At 60.6% G+C, this 17,462-nt stretch carries 18 protein-coding genes; 8 read left to right on the plus strand and 10 right to left on the minus strand.

The annotated features are described in order from the left end of the window. Positions 1-9: 9 nt before the first annotated feature. The 3 genes from M5C01_RS17150 to M5C01_RS17160 form a co-directional block, all read right to left on the minus strand. On the minus strand, positions 10-696 hold the full coding sequence (locus M5C01_RS17150) for an amino acid ABC transporter permease (protein ID WP_152739618.1): 687 nt from the start codon (positions 694-696) through the stop codon (positions 10-12). 1 nt (position 697) lies between these two features. Further along, positions 698-1,426, minus strand: coding sequence for an amino acid ABC transporter permease (locus tag M5C01_RS17155; RefSeq protein ID WP_152739619.1), 729 nt, complete (start codon positions 1,424-1,426; stop codon positions 698-700). A gap of 79 nt (positions 1,427-1,505) precedes the next feature. Next, positions 1,506-2,312, minus strand: a complete 807-nt coding sequence (locus M5C01_RS17160; RefSeq protein WP_152739620.1) for an ABC transporter substrate-binding protein — start codon at positions 2,310-2,312, stop codon at positions 1,506-1,508. A gap of 214 nt (positions 2,313-2,526) precedes the next feature. Between M5C01_RS17160 and M5C01_RS17165 the strand changes: the two genes are divergently transcribed. After that, positions 2,527-3,186 carry an isoprenylcysteine carboxylmethyltransferase family protein gene (locus tag M5C01_RS17165; RefSeq protein WP_152739621.1) on the plus strand — a complete coding sequence of 220 codons (660 nt, stop codon included), beginning with the start codon at positions 2,527-2,529 and terminating at the stop codon, positions 3,184-3,186. 9 nt (positions 3,187-3,195) lie between these two features. Here M5C01_RS17165 and M5C01_RS17170 read toward each other — a convergent pair whose 3' ends face one another. Further along, complete coding sequence (locus M5C01_RS17170; protein WP_103496187.1) at positions 3,196-3,630, minus strand: GNAT family N-acetyltransferase; 435 nt, start codon at positions 3,628-3,630, stop codon at positions 3,196-3,198. A gap of 172 nt (positions 3,631-3,802) precedes the next feature. Between M5C01_RS17170 and M5C01_RS17175 the strand changes: the two genes are divergently transcribed. Both M5C01_RS17175 and M5C01_RS17180 read left to right on the plus strand, forming a co-directional pair. Continuing rightward, on the plus strand, positions 3,803-4,726 hold the full coding sequence (locus M5C01_RS17175) for an alpha/beta fold hydrolase (protein WP_152739622.1): 924 nt from the start codon (positions 3,803-3,805) through the stop codon (positions 4,724-4,726). Positions 4,727-4,946: 220 nt separating this feature from the next. Beyond that, a complete protein-coding gene (locus M5C01_RS17180; protein WP_152739623.1) occupies positions 4,947-5,327 on the plus strand; it encodes a hypothetical protein in 381 nt (126 codons plus the stop codon). 43 nt (positions 5,328-5,370) lie between these two features. On the opposite strand, the gene M5C01_RS17185 is transcribed toward M5C01_RS17180, so the two are convergent. After that, positions 5,371-6,195 carry an SDR family oxidoreductase gene (locus M5C01_RS17185; protein WP_152739624.1) on the minus strand — a complete coding sequence of 275 codons (825 nt, stop codon included), beginning with the start codon at positions 6,193-6,195 and terminating at the stop codon, positions 5,371-5,373. A gap of 147 nt (positions 6,196-6,342) precedes the next feature. Then, positions 6,343-6,741, minus strand: coding sequence for a carboxymuconolactone decarboxylase family protein (locus tag M5C01_RS17190; protein WP_152739625.1), 399 nt, complete (start codon positions 6,739-6,741; stop codon positions 6,343-6,345). A 173-nt stretch (positions 6,742-6,914) separates the two neighbouring features. Here M5C01_RS17190 and M5C01_RS17195 point away from each other — a divergent pair, with 173 nt between their 5' ends. The 3 genes from M5C01_RS17195 (at position 6,915) to M5C01_RS17205 (ending at position 9,443) form a co-directional block, all read left to right on the plus strand. Continuing rightward, positions 6,915-7,814: a LysR family transcriptional regulator gene (locus tag M5C01_RS17195; RefSeq protein WP_152739626.1), complete on the plus strand. Its 900-nt coding sequence runs from the start codon at positions 6,915-6,917 to the stop codon at positions 7,812-7,814. A gap of 123 nt (positions 7,815-7,937) precedes the next feature. Continuing rightward, a complete protein-coding gene (locus M5C01_RS17200) occupies positions 7,938-8,948 on the plus strand; it encodes an aldo/keto reductase (protein WP_152739627.1) in 1,011 nt (336 codons plus the stop codon). 90 nt (positions 8,949-9,038) lie between these two features. Further along, positions 9,039-9,443, plus strand: a complete 405-nt coding sequence (locus tag M5C01_RS17205) for a hypothetical protein (RefSeq protein WP_152739628.1) — start codon at positions 9,039-9,041, stop codon at positions 9,441-9,443. Here the strand turns inward: M5C01_RS17205 and M5C01_RS17210 are convergent. Then, entirely contained in the window at positions 9,403-10,470 is a 1,068-nt protein-coding gene (locus M5C01_RS17210; protein ID WP_248764358.1) for a glycoside hydrolase family 6 protein, read from the minus strand. The two genes, M5C01_RS17205 and M5C01_RS17210, sit on opposite strands and share 41 nt — an antisense overlap. A 191-nt stretch (positions 10,471-10,661) precedes the next feature. On the opposite strand from M5C01_RS17210, the gene M5C01_RS17215 reads away from it, so the two are divergent. Beyond that, positions 10,662-11,129 carry a hypothetical protein gene (locus tag M5C01_RS17215; RefSeq protein WP_152739629.1) on the plus strand — a complete coding sequence of 156 codons (468 nt, stop codon included), beginning with the start codon at positions 10,662-10,664 and terminating at the stop codon, positions 11,127-11,129. A gap of 296 nt (positions 11,130-11,425) precedes the next feature. Here M5C01_RS17215 and nhaA read toward each other — a convergent pair whose 3' ends face one another. From nhaA to M5C01_RS17230, 3 genes are all read right to left on the minus strand, one after another. Continuing rightward, a complete protein-coding gene (gene nhaA / locus M5C01_RS17220) occupies positions 11,426-12,769 on the minus strand; it encodes a Na+/H+ antiporter NhaA (protein WP_178129855.1) in 1,344 nt (447 codons plus the stop codon). Between the two features lie 167 nt (positions 12,770-12,936). Next, positions 12,937-14,259 (minus strand): chloride channel protein, encoded by a 1,323-nt coding sequence (locus M5C01_RS17225; protein ID WP_178129856.1) that lies wholly within the window; start codon positions 14,257-14,259, stop codon positions 12,937-12,939. A 133-nt stretch (positions 14,260-14,392) separates the two neighbouring features. Then, positions 14,393-16,066, minus strand: a complete 1,674-nt coding sequence (locus tag M5C01_RS17230; RefSeq protein WP_178129857.1) for a methyl-accepting chemotaxis protein — start codon at positions 16,064-16,066, stop codon at positions 14,393-14,395. Positions 16,067-16,461: 395 nt separating this feature from the next. On the opposite strand from M5C01_RS17230, the gene M5C01_RS17235 reads away from it, so the two are divergent. Then, positions 16,462-17,394 carry a chemotaxis protein CheV gene (locus M5C01_RS17235; RefSeq protein WP_152739630.1) on the plus strand — a complete coding sequence of 311 codons (933 nt, stop codon included), beginning with the start codon at positions 16,462-16,464 and terminating at the stop codon, positions 17,392-17,394. Positions 17,395-17,462 lie beyond the last annotated feature (68 nt).

Consider the following 17,462-nt stretch of genomic DNA (forward strand, 5'->3'; position numbering starts at 1 on the left):
GTTGCTTGATCAAGCGTGCTTCACTGTCTGCTTTCTGCTCGCGAAATTGGCCAGCAAGTCGAGACTGGAGCAGAACACAAAGTAGACCAGCGCCACGAACAGGAAGATCTCCGTAGGGTGGACCATCACCCGGTTGCTGACCTGGGTTGCCACGAAGGACAGTTCGCCGACACCGATCACATAGGCCAGGGAGGTGTCCTTGATCAGCGAGATCCACTGGTTGAGGAACGACGGCAGCATGATCGGCAAGGCTTGCGGCAGGATGATCAGGCGCATGACCTGGACGGGTCGCATGCCCAGCGCGCGGGCCGCTGCCCATTGGCCGTCCGGCAGGCTCTGGATACCGGCATGGACCGAGTACGCCAGGTAGGCGCCGCCGATCAGCGACAGGGCGCAGACCACGGTGAACAGCGCCGGGATATCCACGTGGAAGATGATCGGCAGCAGGAAGTAGCTCCAGAAGATCAACATCAGTACCGGGATCGCCCGCAGGAAACCCAGCACCGCGATCAATATTCCCCGTGGCCAGCCCTTCAGGCCGCTCAAGGCTATGCCCAGCACCAGGCCCAGGAGGGCGGCGGATACTCCGGACAGTACGCTCAGCACCAGGGTCAGGGCCGCGCCGCCCAAGGGACCGTTGGGGTAGGCGCCGATCAGGAAGTACTCGAGGTTGTCGCTGATAACGGAAAAGTCCATGTCATGCGGCTCCCTGGCGATAACGTTTGGTTTGGCGGATCCATTGGCCGGCCGCTTCGAGCAGCGCAATGCTGAAGATGTAGAGCAGGGTGGCGAAGCCGAAGGCCTGGAAGGTCTTGAAGGTTTCGGTCTCCACCTGGCGCGAGGCGTAGGACAGCTCGGCGAGGCCGATGGCCATGGTCAGCGAGGAGTTCTTCAACGCATTCATGTATTGCCCCAGCAGCGGCCCGAGGGCGGTGCGCAAGGCTTGGGGCAGGACGATATAACGCCACACCTGTGCCGGCCGAAAGCCCATGGCCACGCCGGCCTCGCGTTGCTGCGGGCGCACCGAGGCGACGCCGGCGCGAAACTCCTCGGCGATAAAGGCCGAGGTATACAGCGTCAGCCCCCAGAAACCGGCGATAAATTCAAAGGACGGCCAGCTGATTTCAATGCCGGCCACGCTCACTTCATGGGGCGTGTTCAGCCAGCTCACCAGTCCTTCGGGCAGCAGGGCACTGAGGCCGAAATACCAGAAGAACAATTGCACCAGCAGCGGCGTGTTGCGAAACAACGCCAGGTAGGCCCGTGCCGGCCAGGACGCCAGGCGCGAGCTGCCCAGGCGCGCGAGGCAGACCAGGAAGCCGAGCCCGGTGGCCACCAGGCAGACCACGGCGGACAGGGCCAGGGTGAGGAGAAAGCCATCGAACAGCCATTTCAGGTAATGCGGGCCCAGCAATTCACCAAACATCAATCACGGTGTCCATCCAGAATACAAAGAGCCCGCGCGGAAAACCGCGCGGGCTGTGGGTGTACGACAGGGAGGGCGATCAGCTCTTGTCGCCGATCTTGTACAGGCGGGCCAGCGGTGTCTTGGTGTCCGGGCCGAACCAGGTGTCGTAGATCTTCTGCGCCTGGCCTTTGCTTTCCAGCTCGACCAGCGTCTGGTTGACCAGGTCGGTCAGGGCGGTCTCGCCCTTGGGCAGGCCGACGCCGATCAGGTCATTGGAAATGGTGAAGGGCGGCACTTCGTACTTGTCCTTGTCCGGGACGTTGGCCAGCAGGCCGATCAGCTTCGGACCGTCCTGGGTAATGGCCTGGACATTGCCGTTGCGCAGGGCGGTGAAGGCGAACGGGGTGTCGTCATAGGCGATGACTTTGGCGCCGGGGAATTTCTCGCGCAGCACGCCTTCGTTGACCGTGCCCTTGTCCACGCCGACACGCCATTTGTTCAGGTCCTCCTGGGACTTGAGGGTGCCTTTCTTGACGATGAACTGCTGGCCGGAACTGAAGTAGGGAATGCTGAAATTGACCTGCTCGGCGCGCTCCGGAGTGATGGTGAAGTTGGCCAGGACCAGGTCGACCTTGTTGGCGACCAGCAGTGGGACGCGGTTGGCCGGGTTGGTCGGTTGCAGTTGCAGCTTGACGCCCAGCTTGTCGGCGATGGCCTTGGCGTAGTCCACGTCCAGGCCTTCGATCTGTTTGCTCTTGGCATCGATAAAGCCGAAAGGCGGGTTGCTGTCGAACGAGGCGACGCGCAGAACGCCGGATTTCTTGATGTCTTCCAGGCGGTCGGCATGGGCCAATCCCGAGAGGACGGCGAGGGTGAGGGCAGTGAGGGCAGTCAATTTCTTCATGGGTGATCTCAACACTTGGTGGATGATTCTGGTGCCGAGTCTTGCAGTCCATGAATAAACAATAAAAGAATATAAAAGAATTTGTTGATGCTTTTATGGAATAAGTCGGATTTCCGGGGACTTCGTGTAAACCGCGGGCTAGAGCGTTGCCGATCACTGGCTCGGACGAATGCTTCTACACTGAAAGCATCAGGTTTATCCCGTCGAGGGCAATATGAAAATCTCACTTCGCTTGGCGTTTTTCAGCGTGGCAGCGACGCTGGGCTATCTCGGGCTGGCGGTGTGGGGATTCGGTGGCTGGTCGGCCTTTGCTGCCCAACCCGCATTGCTCGCGATCGCCGTGGTGACCCTGTTGTTGGCGGGCTCGGCGCTGTTTACCGAAGCCAACCTCAGCTCCGGCGTGCGCGAGGATCGCGGCAATCGCTGGGTGATTCCGGTCATCGGCGCCCTCGGCTTGCTGCTGGTGGGGCTGGTGCCCTGGACGGCTCGCCTGGGCTGGTGGACCTTTGGTGGTGAGGGCGTGCGTTGGCTCGGCGTGCTGCTGTTTACCGTTGGCGGTGTGTTGCGGATGTGGCCGGTGTTTGTGCTGGGCAAGCGCTTCAGCGGGCTGGTTGCGATCCAGCCGGGGCATCGGCTGGTGACCACCGGGCTCTATCGGGTTTTGCGCAACCCGAGCTACCTCGGGCTGCTGGTCAACTCGCTGGGCTGGGCACTGGCCTTTCGCTCCGGTGTCGGGGTGTTGCTGACGGCGTTGACGCTGATCCCGCTGATTGCGCGCATGCACTCGGAGGAGGCCTTGCTCAAGGCCGAATTTGGCGAAGAGTACGAGGCTTATCGTGCGCGCACCTGGCGCCTGCTGCCCTGGGTTTATTGAGCCGTTCCGTCACGCGTTCTGATTGCCCGAGCGGGTAAACGAATAGCGGTCGATATCCTGCCGGAGCTGCCAACCCTGGCTTTGCCAATAACGGGCCGCGTCCTCATTGGTCTTGAACACGTCGAGATGACACTTGAGGATGCCGTGGGTTTCCAGGATCGACAGGCAGCGTTCGACCAGTGCATTGGCGATGCCCTGGCGCCGATAACGGGGCAGCACGAGCAAGTGCTGCAAGTAGCCCCGACGACCGTCATGCCCGGACATGATGCAACCGCCGAGTTCGCCGTCGACTTCAGCCACGAAGCTCATCCCCGGGTTTCGCTCCAGGTAGCGGGCGGTCGACTCACGGGAGTCGGCGTCACGCAGGGAAATGCCGGGTGTATTGCGCATAAGGTCGATGACCGCCTGGTAATCGTCCATCGTCATGACACGGATATTGATCATGGGGCTGAGCCTGGCTGTGTGGATTGTCCGGCCTGGCAGCCTATCAGAAGCCACTCAAGCGTTGGCATGCCGATCCGCCAAGGCACCTTGCTGGCGGATGCCTGTTCTGTTTTTATGACTCGACCGGTCGCGCGGAGACTGGTTTCGCCAACCCTGTTCCGGAGAAGTGTTGATGTTCCTGATCCTTGCCCTGATCGTCCTCCTCGTCGTATGGGGATGGTGGACCTATCCACGTGTAGGAGGTCTGCTGTTTGACCTGATCACGAGTCTGGAAGCACGGCTCTCCCGGGTGAAGGAAGTCCCGGTGGCGATTGAGCGGATGACCTTGTCGACCTTCCAGGGCGGGACTCAAAGCAACACGCCGCCGCTGTTGCTGATCCACGGTTTCAGTGCCGACAAGAACCTCTGGCTGCGCTTTGCGCGATCCTTCGTTGCTGACCACCGGGTGATCATTCCCGACCTGGCCGGGCACGGCAAAAGTGGTTTCGAAACGGGGGGCGACTACAGTATCGCGACCCAGGCGCAACGCATGGTCGAACTGCTGGACGCCAGCGGGATCGACAAGGTGCATGTGGTCGGCAGCTCCATGGGCGCTTACGTCGGCACCTGGCTGGCGGCGCATTTTCCGGAGCGGGTGCTGTCCCTGGCGTTGATGGGACCGGTGGGGGTCAACCTGCCGCAACCCAATGAAGTGGAAGAGTTGGTCAAGCAAGGCAGGAACCCTTTTCTGATCCACTCGCGGGCGGAGTTCGATCGGTTCTTCTCCATGACCATGGCCTCGCCCCCCTGGATACCTGGCGTGTTGCTGGCGGCGGAGTCGCAGACCTATATCGATCGGCGTCCTGAACTGGCGGAAATCTTCGACGACTTCCATGACAGCCCGCGCATGGAACCCTGGCTGAACAATATCCGTGTCCCGACCCTGCTGCTGTGGGGGCGTGAAGACCGCATGGTCCCCCTGGCCAGTGCAAAAACCTGGATCGCCGGCATCCCCCATGCGCGCCTGGAGTGCTGGGACGGCGTGGGCCATCTGCCGATGGTCGAGCGCCCGGAGCAGACGGCGGCGCAGTATCGTGAGTTTCTGACGGCGCAATAAGTGAGGGGCGCGGCAGCCGTGCTGAGGCTTAACCCGCTTGGGCGACGCGCTGGGCAGTGTCGTGCAACTGTTTGTGAAATAAGTCCGCGCATCCATTCGACAAGGCTCAATTATTTTCCCGGTGGGCGAATAAAGTGTCTTGCCGGGTGTTTGCCCTATGTGGCGGCTGCTTGCGCCATCCCCATACGGTCCGACTTACCCTACAAACAGAGAGCTACCCATGCTGAAGAAAATCTCCCTTGCTGCTGCCGTCGCCATGACCTGCCTGTCCGGCCTGGCCTTTGCCGACGCGCCAGCCAAAGTTGCTGACACCGGTGCGGGCAAGGTCCTGGTCGATGCCAAGGGCATGACCCTGTACACCTTCACCAAGGACACCGCCGGCAAATCCGTGTGCAACGGGCCCTGCGCCATCAACTGGCCGCCATTGCCCGCTGCTGCCGGTGCCAAGGCGGCTGATGGTTACAGCATTGTCACCCGCGATGACGGCAGCAAGCAGTGGGCCTACAAGGACATGCCGCTCTACAGCTGGGTCAAGGACGGCAAGCCGGGCGACACCAAGGGTGACGGTGTGAACCAGGTCTGGCATGTCGCCAAGCCTTGATCGCCAGGCCTGCGACCATCAATATCGCCTGGTCGGCAGGACCTTACTGGAGGTGCTCGCCGTACCAGTATTGGGCAGTCACCCCGCCGTCCATGAGGAAGTCACTACCGGTAATGAAAGTGCCTTCCGGCCCCATCAGCAGGGCACCGAGCGCACCGACTTCATCGGGCGTGCCGCCGCGCTTTGCCGCGCAGGAGTCGATCATGCGCCGATAGCCTTCACCCCGCGGCCCCGACAGTTCATCCCGGGCCAGAGGGGTAAAGATAATGCCCGGGCTGATGGTGTTGACTCGCGCCCCGCGTTTGCCCCAGCGCACTGCTTCGGCCATGACCCGCAGGGAGTTGCCGCGTTTGGAGATCTGGTAGGCGTTCAGTGGGTCGGTCACCTGATCGGGTTGCAGCATCGGCAGGGCCAGCAGTTCGTCGACCGGTGTCAGGGCCAGAGCCTTGTTCTGCTCAGGTGTCAGCGCGGGTAAACGGTGCCCGGATTGTGAGGCGATAACGATGGCCGAACCGCCCTTGGCGATCACATTGCCGAAGGCTTCCAGTACCAGCGCGGTGCCGTAAAGATCGACCCGCAGGATCGTCGCCGGAGACGCTTGAGAGGGCGAGACCCCGGCGGCGTGAATCACGCCGGTGATATCGCCGATGGCCGTGGCGGTCTGCACCAGCGCTTCAACCGATGCCCGTGAAGAAACATCGACGCTCGCCGTGGTGACCTCGAATCCGGCATCGCTGAGGACCTTGGCGGCCGCCGCTGCATTCTCCTCCCGCAAGTCTGCCAGCAGCACGTGCTTGCCCGCGCTGACCCGCCGCGCGATGGCTTGTCCGATGGAGCCGGCGCCAATCACCACTGTGACGTTTGTCATGTTCATTTCTCCGTTGGGGCGTCCGTTACGTCTACCTGAATGGCCGAGGCCGGTAGGCCCGGATGTTGGGCCGGATCAATATACGGGGCGAGCAATGGATTGATTAGCCAACCAAACCTGCTTTACCTTGTGAGGCAGATTCATCAATCAGCCTTGTTTGTCCCGGGTATCGAACACTTCCTTCAACACTGGCACCGCCGACATCGCTTTTGGCCAACCCACGTAGAACGCCAGGTGGGTCACTACTTCTGCCGCCTGCGTTTGAGTCAGGCCGTTGTCCATCGCCCGGTTCAGGTGGAAAGGCAGTTGTGCGGCCTGACCCTGGGCGATCAGTGCAGCCACGGTGATCAGGCTCCGGTCGCGGGGCGCCAGTTCCTCGCGTTTCCAGACTTCGCCGAAGAGTAACCGGGTGGTGTAGTTGTAGAGCTGGGGAGTGACTTCAAGCACTTCCGGCGAGGGTTTTGGATCGGGGCGGGGCAGGCCCTGGTCGGCGCCGACCAGGGGCGAGAAACACAAGGTGGCGAAGGCGCTGGCTAATATTTTCATTGAGTCGACTCCAGGGATGAAAGGCAATGCCGCGGTAGCAGCCGTATCCCATGTTAAGAGGCTCGGATAGATTCATTAAGATCATTAACCGGCATGAAGTCATGAGCGCAGTTCATGAGTGCTCGAAAGGCCATGGCGCTATAATCCCGGCTATTCATGGCAGGAACTCATCAATGGCCCGGGAAAGTTACAACGATCTGCTGGCGTTTCTCGCCGTGACCCGCGAGCGCAGCTTTACCCGCGCCGCCGCCCAGCTGGGTGTTTCACAATCGGCCCTGAGCCACACCATCCGCGCCTTGGAGGCACGCCTCGGCGTACGTCTGCTGACCCGCACCACGCGCAGTGTGGCGCCAACCGAGGCGGGCGAGCAGTTGTACAACAACCTGGCTCCGCGCTTTGAGGAGATCGATGCCGGGTTGGCCGAGGTCACCGAATTACGCGACAGCCCGCGCGGCACCATCCGTATCACCGCCACCGATTACGCGGCCAACAGCGTGCTATGGCCGAGGTTGGCGCCGTTCATGTCGCAGTATCCCGATATCAAGATTGAAATCATGACCGACTACGGGTTGACCGATATCGTCGCCGAGCGCTACGACATTGGCGTACGCCTGGGCGATCAGGTGGCCCAGGACATGATCGCGGTACGCGTCGCGCCGGATCTGCGGATGGTTATCGTTGCTGCACCGTCCTACCTGCAAGTTCACTCGGCGCCGCGCAAGCCCGAAGATCTGGCCGTGCACAATTGCATTAACCTGCGCTTGCCCACCCACGGCGGTTGTTATCCCTGGGAACTGAAAAAGGGCAAGACCGAACTGCAGGTGCGTGTAGAGGGACAACTGACCTTCAACAGTTCCTATCAGATGCTCGAAGCGGCCCTCAGCGGCTGCGGGCTGGCGTTCATTCCGCAGGACCTTGCCGCGCCCCATGTCGCCGCCGGGCGCTTGCAGTGGGTACTCGAAGACTGGTTTCCGACCTTTCCCGGATTGCATATCTACTACCCCAGCCGTCGGCAGTCGTCCCGGGCGCTGGCCTTGGTGATCGCGGCCCTGCGTTATTCCGAAGACTCATGAGTCTGGCTCATGATCGAATGCGTTTTTTTGGTCTTAATCATCAATCGGCTTGTGACTAGGATGACGTCACGGCTTTGGGCACCTGCTCGGCCATCCTGTTTCAACGCTGATGGAAGGTGACTGATGAACTACCGCTATCTGGGCCGCAGCGCCTTGAAAGTTTCTCCCCTGTGCCTGGGCGCCATGATGTTTGGCGGTGAGACCGACGAGGCGACCTCCCGGCGCATCATCGACAAGGCCGGTGCCAGCGGTATCAACTTTATCGACAGCGCCGATGCCTATCATGCCGGCCGTTCAGAGGAAGTGGTGGGCCGTGCGATTGCCGAGCAGCGTGATCGTTGGGTGGTGGCCACCAAGTTTGGCTATCCGTCGTCCGCGACCGCCGGCCCGAACGAACAGGGCCAGTCGCGCAAGTGGATCATGCAAAGCGTCGAAGCCAGCCTCAAACGTCTGGGCACGGATTATATCGACATCCTGTATTTTCACCGTGCCTTGACTGACGCACCGATGGAGGAGGGGATTCGTGCGGTCGGCGATCTGATTCGCCAAGGCAAGATCCGTTATTACGGGGTGTCCAATTTCCATGGTTGGCGCATTGCCGAAATGGTCCGTATCGCCGACCAACTGGGCATCGAGCGGCCGGTGGTCAGCCAGCCGCTGTACAACATCGTCAACCGCATGGCGGAAGTCGAGCAACTGCCGGTGGCGGGTAATTATGGGTTGGGTGTCGTGCCCTACAGTCCATTGGCGCGTGGCGTGTTGAGCGGCAAATATGCACCGGATGCACCACCTCCCGCGGACACCCGCGCCGGGCGTGGCGACAAGCGTATCCAGCAGACCGAATGGCGTCCTGAGTCCTTGGCAATTGCCCAGGCCATTGCCCGTCATGCGGCGGAGCGTGGGACCACTTCCATTGCCTTTGCGATCGCCTGGGTGTTGAGAAACTCGCTGATCAGCGCTGCTATCGCGGGTCCGCGTACCGAGGCGCATTGGGATAGCTACATGGAGGCACTTGGGTTGGAACTGGGACCTGATGACGAGAAATTGGTTGATGGTCTTGTTGTGCCTGGGCATGCGTCGACCCATGGTTTTACTGATCCGGGGTATCCGGTGGAGGGGCGCAGGGTGCTTTGAATGACCGGGTAATACCTTGTCGATTCTTGGAGAAAGTGGCGTGATTGCCCGATATCCTGTCGGGCCCACTTCACACAAGCGAATCACGCTATGCCCAGGTTGTCTTTCGTCATCCGTGTGTTGTTCGCATGTTGTCTGCTGGCTGCCACCGCCAACCACCTGCGAGCGGACTTTCAGCACGGATTCTTCTGGGACTACGGGTATGGGGAAAGTGCGCACTGGGCCAGCCGTGTGTTCTGGGGCGCGTTGACCTTCCTTGATCCGTTGGCCGCGCTGCTGCTATTCATCAAGCCCAGGGCCGGCATTGCCCTCACCGCCGCGATTATCGTGGCTGACGTTGCCCATAACACTTACTACGTCGCGCTGAATCAGCAGTGGCTGGCGTCTTTCTATCTGTCTCAGGTGGCCTTTCTTGTCGCGGTCATGCTGCTTTCGCCTGCTGTCTGGAAGGCTGTTAATTCCCGTCAATCAAATGCTCAGCCAGATCGGGACTGAACGTTCCGGCTGCTGGGCCACCGTGGCAGTTTCGGGTCGCTGAGGACGAACCATCCGAGTTGCCCGGAATCTTGACCCAGACAGCCAGCACCTCCGGGGTGATTGCCTGGGGTTGTAGGCCGATCTTGCGCCCCGAAGGATTGCACCAGTCGCCGGAAGTGGCGCCATTACCGTTGCGGCTGGTATCGATCACCATGGATTTTGCATAGCCGTAATCAGCGGACAACGTGGCATTGATCGCGTCGCCGTAGATACGGGATTGATCGAGGGTGTAGAAGTTGGAGACGTTCAACGCAAAGCCCCGCGCATTCTTCATGCCCGCCGCATTCAAGTAGCCAGCCATGGTGCCTGAAGGTTTCCAGCCCGCATTCCCCGCGTCCAGGTAAACAGCGGTGGAGGGCGCATGCTGCTTGAACCCGGACACCGCATAATTGAACAAGGCCAGGCGTTCATCGCGCTTTTGTGGGGGCAGGCATTCGCTGTCTGCCAGTGCATCCGGTTCCAGAATGACCACGGCAGGCTTGTCGCCAATGCCGGTGATAAAACGATCTATCCAGTCTCGATAATCCGCAGCATTCGCCGCACCGCCAGCAGAGGCTCCGCCGCTACAGTCACGTCCCGGCAAATTGTACGCAACCAGGATAGGGATTTTGTCGGCCTTGTTGGCCGCTTCAACGTAATGGCTGACGGTCTCGGTGAGCTTGTCCGTTGTCTGGCTGGTGCCGGTCAGCCAGCGGGCGCTGGGCACACCGGCAATCGACGCCTGGATTTTTGCCGTAAGAGGCGACTGGGGGTTCGTCTTCACCCATTGCGCGGCAGTTGATCCGGGATTGACGTAAAAGCCATCGGCGGCATAGGCCGCCGACTGTAGTGATATGAAGATGATACAGGCGGCAAGAAGGGTGGCCTTGGGCATTGACGACTTTCTCTTCAAAACTGGACGCTGGTAGGTGGCGAGCGTAACACCTCTGATTTCCACCCGGCGGTAGACGAAAGCAACTCGGATTGGCCAGAACACTTTCAGCATCAACCTGCTCGATGGTCATCCGGCTGCTCTCCAGCAACTAATTGGGCTTCGGTTGTACTACGTGACGTGGCTGAGGGGGCTGGGAGGTCAATGACACCATACCAAGGCCGCTTTATTGACGTAGACAAAAAATAAGCAGCGATGCAAGCTCAAGTTTGGAGCGTGCTGACTGTTATGAGGGAGAGGTGACCGTGGCATTGATACTGTTTCTGTTGGGGACAATTCTTTTTTTGCCGTATTACTCGGCTGCTCTTGAGGTTAGGTTGAAATTGGAGAAAGAGTTTCAGCCGTTTAGGATTGTGAAAAATCTTAGGGTTGGATCCGGGGGGAGGTATGCGCTGCCGGTATTTGGGTTGATACTTATTTTTCTGGGTTTCAATGTATATCTGTTTTCCGAAGATCTCGCTCCCGTTACCGATGGCGACATCGTTCGAGTTGTGTTGGTGGTGGTCTTGACTTGGTGTGCATTCTTCTATGGTTATGCAAAGAGGGAGATTCTAAGCCGGGAAGTCCAAAGGGTTGATGATGGGCGGGAGAGAATTAAGTGTGTGCGGGCAGATAGTAGGATTTCTTGCGCGCTGAAGGCACTGGGAGATATTTTTATTGTTTGTGCTGTTTTTGTTTTGTTTTTTGTATTGAAAAGCTATGTGCTGCGCTGATGTCGGCGGCGATGAGGGTGTGATGTGGTTGAGTGTGATTTGCTTTATTCCTGGTTTTGCTTGGGTCCTTCATATTCATGGTGAGCGTCGCAAAGCTCAAGGGCCACCTCGGGGGTGTCTATGATCGATCTGCAAGTGGCATTCGGCCTGAACGCCGACGCGTTTCGTGACACGGCAAGCGGTTGAGCCGAGGGTTCTATCCGCTTGCCTTGGAAGTGACGCCGTAATGCCCTTGGCCACGTCGGGCATCGAGGGTGCGGTTCCAGTCGTCCGTCTTGCCGACGCAGGCGCCGCATTCATCCTTTCAATCGGGTCCTCCCCCAGAGCAACCCCAACACCGCCGCCAGGGACGACGCGGCGAGCACGCTCAGTTTTGCCGCCGAGAGTAGTCTCGGGTCGGTAAACGCCAGCGACGAAATGAAAATCGACATGGTAAATCCAATACCTGCCAGCAGGCCGACCAGGGCGACACCACTCCAGGTCACGCCTTCAGGCAGCCTGCAGATGTTCAGCTTGACCAGAACCACGCTGGCCAGCATGACCCCCAGGGGTTTGCCCAGTACCAGCGCCAGTATCACGCCCATGAACACATGCAGGGAAAGCCCATCGTCCAGATTGACCCCCTGCAGGCTGACGCCCGCGTTGGCCAGTGCGAAGAGCGGCATGACGCCGAACGCCACCCACGGATGCAACCCGGCCTGAACGCGCTGGACCGGCGGCAACATTTCCCGCTGGGCCTGCCGGAGTTGCTTCAGGGGTTTGGCCACGGTCTGTGGGCTATCGCCCGAAGCGGAAAATCGATCCATCAGCTCCTGGAACGTCCGCCCGATAGTCTCCAGCGGCTGTTCCTTGGCGGGCCGGGAACTGACCGGGGTCATCAGGCCGAGCATCACGCCTGCCAGGGTCGGATGCACGCCGGTCTTCAACAGCCCGAACCAGACAATAGCCCCCGGCAGCAGGTACGCATAGGCCTTGCCGATGCCCATCCGCTGAAACACCAGCACCAGCAACAGGCCGCCAGCCGCGATCACCAGGCCCAGGTAATCCAGGCTGGCGGCATAGAAGAGGGCAATGATCAGGATGGCGACGATGTCATCGATAATTGCCAGGGCCAGCAACAGGACGCGCACCCCGCTTGGAATCGATTTGCCCAACAGGGCAAGGACACCCACGGCGAAGGCAATGTCCGTGGCGGTGGGGACGGCCCAGCCGTTGGCTGCCGGGGTACCGTGGTTGAGCAGGGTGTAGATGATCGCCGGCATCAGCACGCCGCCCAAGGCGGCACCCAGGGGCAGGGTGGCCAGCTTCAGGTTGGCCAGTGCCCCGTCCTTGATCTCCTGGCGGATTTCAGCCCCTACCACCAGGAAGAAGATGGTCATCAGTCCATCGTTGACCAGAAAGTGCAGTGAGCGCGAGACCGCGAAATCGCCCAGGCCCACCGTGAGCGGGGTGTTCCAGAAATGTTCGTAGGAGTCGGCGACGGGGCTATTGGCCCAGATAAGGGCCGCAATCGCGGCCAGCAGAAGCACGATGCCGCTGACGGCTTCGATATGCGAGAAGCGCTCCAGGGCCGACAAGGCGCGTTCGGTCAGAGCCTGCGGGCGAGGGATGGAAGGCGAGGCTGGGTGTCTTTCAGGCACAGCAATTCTCCGTTGGCGGCCCGACCAACGTTTATGCTTTAACCTGCGCTGTGCCGTATGCAGCAGCGCACCCAGCGCGATGATATGAACCTGATGGGCGAGATGCAAATCCCCTGTGCCACACGACTCGATGGAGGCCTGCTGGCTCGTCGCGACCCAGCCCTGGGTTATGGGGTTTCTTTTTTAGAGGCGCTGCCATCGTCCGAAGACTGAAGAAACCCCCGGGCCATCTGCTGGTACAGCTCGGGGCTCATCCGTGAACTGACCGCCTTGGCAATCAGCGCGACGGCCATGAGGCTGATCACCATCCCATGGCTGTCGATCATCTCCATCACAATGATCGCGGAAGTGATGGGGGACTGGGTCACGGCGGCCAGGAAACCCACCATGCACAGGGCAATCATCGGCTGCGCGGCCAGGCCGAAAAAGTCGGCGGCATTGGCTCCCACGGCGGCGCCGACCGCCAGGGACGGGGCAAAAATACCGCCGGGAATACCGGAAAAATAAGTCACGAGGGTGGCGAGAAAGCGCGTGACAGGCGCGTGCCAAGGCAGGCCGGTATCGGAGGCAATGATATGGGTGGTGATGCCGTAACCGCTGCCAAATGACATCCCGCCACTCAACCAACCGAGGACCGCCACCAGCAGCCCGCAGACGCCTGCGAACCAGACCGGGTGCGTGCGGCGCCACTCCCAGATGATGAAATGACGATGGCGCTGGGGCCACAGCAGCATGCGGCTGAACAAACCACCCAGCAACCCACAGCCGACACCGGTCGCCAGCGCCGCAATAGCGATATTGAGTGTGATCTCTTGAACGTTGAAGTGACCGAAATAGTTGTAGTTACCCTGCAAGGCGATGGCGACCATGCCCGACAGGATGATGGTGCTGAGCAGCACGCCACTGGTTCTGGTTTCCAGCTTGCGTCCCAGCTCCTCCACGGCAAACGCGACGCCGGCGAGGGGCGTATTGAACGCGGCGGCGATGCCCGCCGCGCCGCCGGCGAGGATCAGGTCTTCGCTACGGATAATGCGTGCATTGGGCAGGTAGCGATGAAAGAAATGCATGATCGAAGCGGCGACCTGGACCGAGGGGCCTTCGCGTCCCGCGGAAAAGCCGCCGGTCAGCGCCAATGTGCCAAGGCCTATCTTGGCGAAGGCGATACGCAACGACACCAAGTGGTTGACCGGCGCGCCCTTGTGGGCCAGGCGGGTGGCGGCGATCACCTGGGGAATGCCACTGCCCTGGGCTCCAACAAAAAAGCGCGTGGTCATCCACACCACCAGCATGCCAACCAGTGGCGTGTAGAGAAAGGGCAGCCAGGGGCGTTCAGCGGTGTGCAGGGCAAATTGTGTCAGCGCAAGGTCCGCCAGCCGGGCGAACAGCACCACCAGTAATCCGGCGAGGGTCGCGGCAGCCCAGAGGGTCACGCGAGTGCGCCAGCGCAGGGAGGCAAAACGACGACGTAGCAGCAATAACGGTTTGATCACCCGGCAGGATTCCAGTTGAGGTTCAGGACGGCGCAAGGAGCAAGATTAGCCCGATAAGCGATCCCCTCCAACGGGTTTCGCGTGTATCGAAATGCTCCTGCGCCGAGCCTTGCCTGACCTGCGGCGTCACCTGTTACAGCGAAAAGCGCGCCAGCATCCCATCCAGCTCCACTGCCAGACGCCCCAGCTCCTGGCTGGCATTGCTGGTTTGCGCCGCACCGCTGGCGGTCTGCATGGACAGATCGCGGATGCGTACCAGGTTATGGTCCACTTCACGGGCCACCTGGGCCTGCTGCTCGGCGGCGGTGGCGATCACCAGGTTGCGCTCGTCGATGCCGGCCACCGACCGGGAAATGCTCCCAAGTACATCCTTGGCCACCTGTGCCCGCTGACGTGTGCGACCGGCCTGGGCGGCGCTTTCGGCCAGGGCCACGACCGTGTCGCCGGTGCCCTGATGAATACCGTCCATCATCTTTTCGATTTCCCGGGTTGACGCATCGGTGCGTTGCGCCAAGCCACGCACTTCATCGGCCACCACGGCAAACCCGCGCCCCGCGTCACCGGCCCGCGCCGCCTCGATGGCCGCATTGAGCGCCAGCAGGTTGGTCTGGGCGGCGACGCTGCGGATCACCTCCAGCACCTTGCTGATGCCCTGGGTCTCCACCGCCAAGGCCTGGGCGCGAAGACTGGCCTGTTCGACCTGATCGGCGAGGACGCCGATATCGGCCATGGTCTCGTCCAGTTGTTGCTGGCCTTCGCGCACGGCGGTGCTGGAGCTGCGGGACTCGCTGGAGGTCTCCACCGCATTGCGCGCCACTTCCTCCACCACCTGGCTCATCTGGGTGACGGCGGTGGCGGCGTGTTCAATCTCGCCGTATTGCTGGTGCAGGTCCTGGGCGCTGTCATGCATGATCGCGCCCATCTCCTGGGTGGCCGCGTTCAAGCGGCCGACGGCGCCACCGATCTGATTGATCACCGCGTGCAGTTGATCGCGCATATGCCCGAGCATCTGCAGCAGTTGCGCCACTTCGTCCTGGCCATGGGCGACCACCAATTGACTGAGATCGCCGGCGGCCACGGTCTTGGCCACCTGCAAGGCCTGGCGCAGCGGCCGGGTGATGCTCACGCTCAGGCGCCAGGCCTGCAACAGCATCAGCACCAGCGCCACGCCGATGACAATCGGTAGCAACAGCTGGACCTTCTTGAAGGTGCTGGCGGTGTTTTCCAGGGCCTGCGCGGTGGTCTGCTTGTTCAGCTCACGGAGCAATTGCACCTGCATGTCCATCATCGAACCCTGGTTGGCCAGGTCGTTGTTGGACAGGTTGGTGGCCTCGCTCATTTTCTTCTGCTCGACCAGGTCGATGGCCTGCTTGAACAGGGTGACGAATTGCTGCGCAGCGTCCTGCAGCAACTTGATCGAGTCCCGTTCGGTGCCTTCCGGGACCTTGGCCAGGTACTCGGTAAACCCCTGGCTCACCTCGGCACTGAGCTGTTGCAGGTTGATCTTGCGGTTGGTCAGTTCGGCCGGGTCGTTGGCATACACCAGCAACAGCGCGGCTTCAGTGCGCATCTTGGCCAGGTCGATGGCGATGGCGTCGGCCTGGGCGATACTCGACAGCGGTCCTTGCTCGATCAACTCGCCGTCATGGCGAATGTGCTGCATGGCCGTCAGGCACAACCCGCCCAGGGCGACCAGCAACAGGGCACAGAGCCCGAAGCTGGCCAGCAGGCGCTTGCCGATACTCAGGCGGCGCAGCAGGGCAGGTCGTTGGGAGGGCTTGCGGAGAAAGGCGAAACGAAGGTTCACGGCGTCGGGCTCTTAATGAGGAACTACGCCAGCGGTTGTAACAATATTGCATGATGGCTTTATGACGCTTTTGTGGATGACGGGAATTTCATGTTCGAACGGTGATGGCATTGCCCCTTGCAGACGGAGAACGATCAGACGAGCTACGCTCTAGGGAATTTCCTACCCTATGTCCTGTTATCCCTACCCAAAAATAGGGATGCACCGATGGTGGAGGGGCACGCATGCAGCGATGATTTTTTAACGCCAGTCAGTGCTCACGGCCTCTATTGCGCGATCCGCCTGATTGCGTTTACGCATTTCGGAAGCACTGCGCAGGTGACGGACCAACGATATCCAACCACTCCCGACCAGTGTTGGCGGGGATTGGCAATTGAATGCTCAAGGGGGTGGTGATGGCAGGTCTGATGGATTCCGTGAACAGTCGAACCCAGCTGGTGGGGCAGAATCGCCTCGAATTGCTGTTGTTCCGCTTCGACGAACACCAACTCTATGGCATCAACGTGTTCAAGGTGCGAGAGGTCATGCCCTGTCCGGCGTTGCATATCATGCCCAAGTCCCACCCCGTGGTCTGCGGTGTGGCCAATATTCGCGGCACCTCCATTCCGATCCTGGACCTGGCGCGGGCTACCGGTTTGCCTGGGGTCCAGGACATGGCCTCGGCGTTTGTGATCATTACCGAGTACAACACCAAGACCCAGGGTTTTCTGGTCTCGGCGGTCGAGCATATTGTGAACCTGAACTGGGAGGACATTCATCCGCCACCCAAGGGCAGTGGCTCCGATCATTACCTGACCGCCGTGACCCGGGTCGATAACCGGCTGGTGGAAATCATTGATGTCGAGAAGGTGTTGTCCGAGGTGGCGCCCACCAGCGAAGTCATCTCCCTGGGGGTGATCGATGCCCAGACCAATGCCAAGGCCCCCGAATTCCTGGTACTGACGGTGGACGACTCGGTCGTGGCCCGCAAGCAGGTCAGTCGCTGCCTGGAGTCGGTGGGTGTGAAGGTGATAGCGCTCAACGATGGTCGCCAGGCCCTGGACTACCTGCATGGCATGCTCGACGAGGGAAAGTCGCCGGCGGACGATCTGCTGATGATGATCTCCGATATAGAAATGCCGGAGATGGATGGTTACACCCTGACGGCGGAGGTGAGAAATGATCCTCGGCTGCAGAAGCTGCATATTGTTTTGCACACGTCCTTATCCGGCATTTTCAACCAGGCGATGATCAAGAAAGTCGGGGCGGACGACTTTTTGGCCAAGTTTCGCCCCGATGACCTGGCCAGTCGCGTGGTTGAGCGTATACAGGCGGTCGGGAAGGGCTGATCGTCTGTCGTTGCTCAATGCAGGAGGAGGCCGTGGGCCTTGTGCGGGTGAGGCACCACTCATACTCG

Source organism: Pseudomonas sp. MWU12-2319, assembly GCF_023242525.1.
Taxonomy (GTDB): domain Bacteria; phylum Pseudomonadota; class Gammaproteobacteria; order Pseudomonadales; family Pseudomonadaceae; genus Aquipseudomonas; species Aquipseudomonas gingeri_D.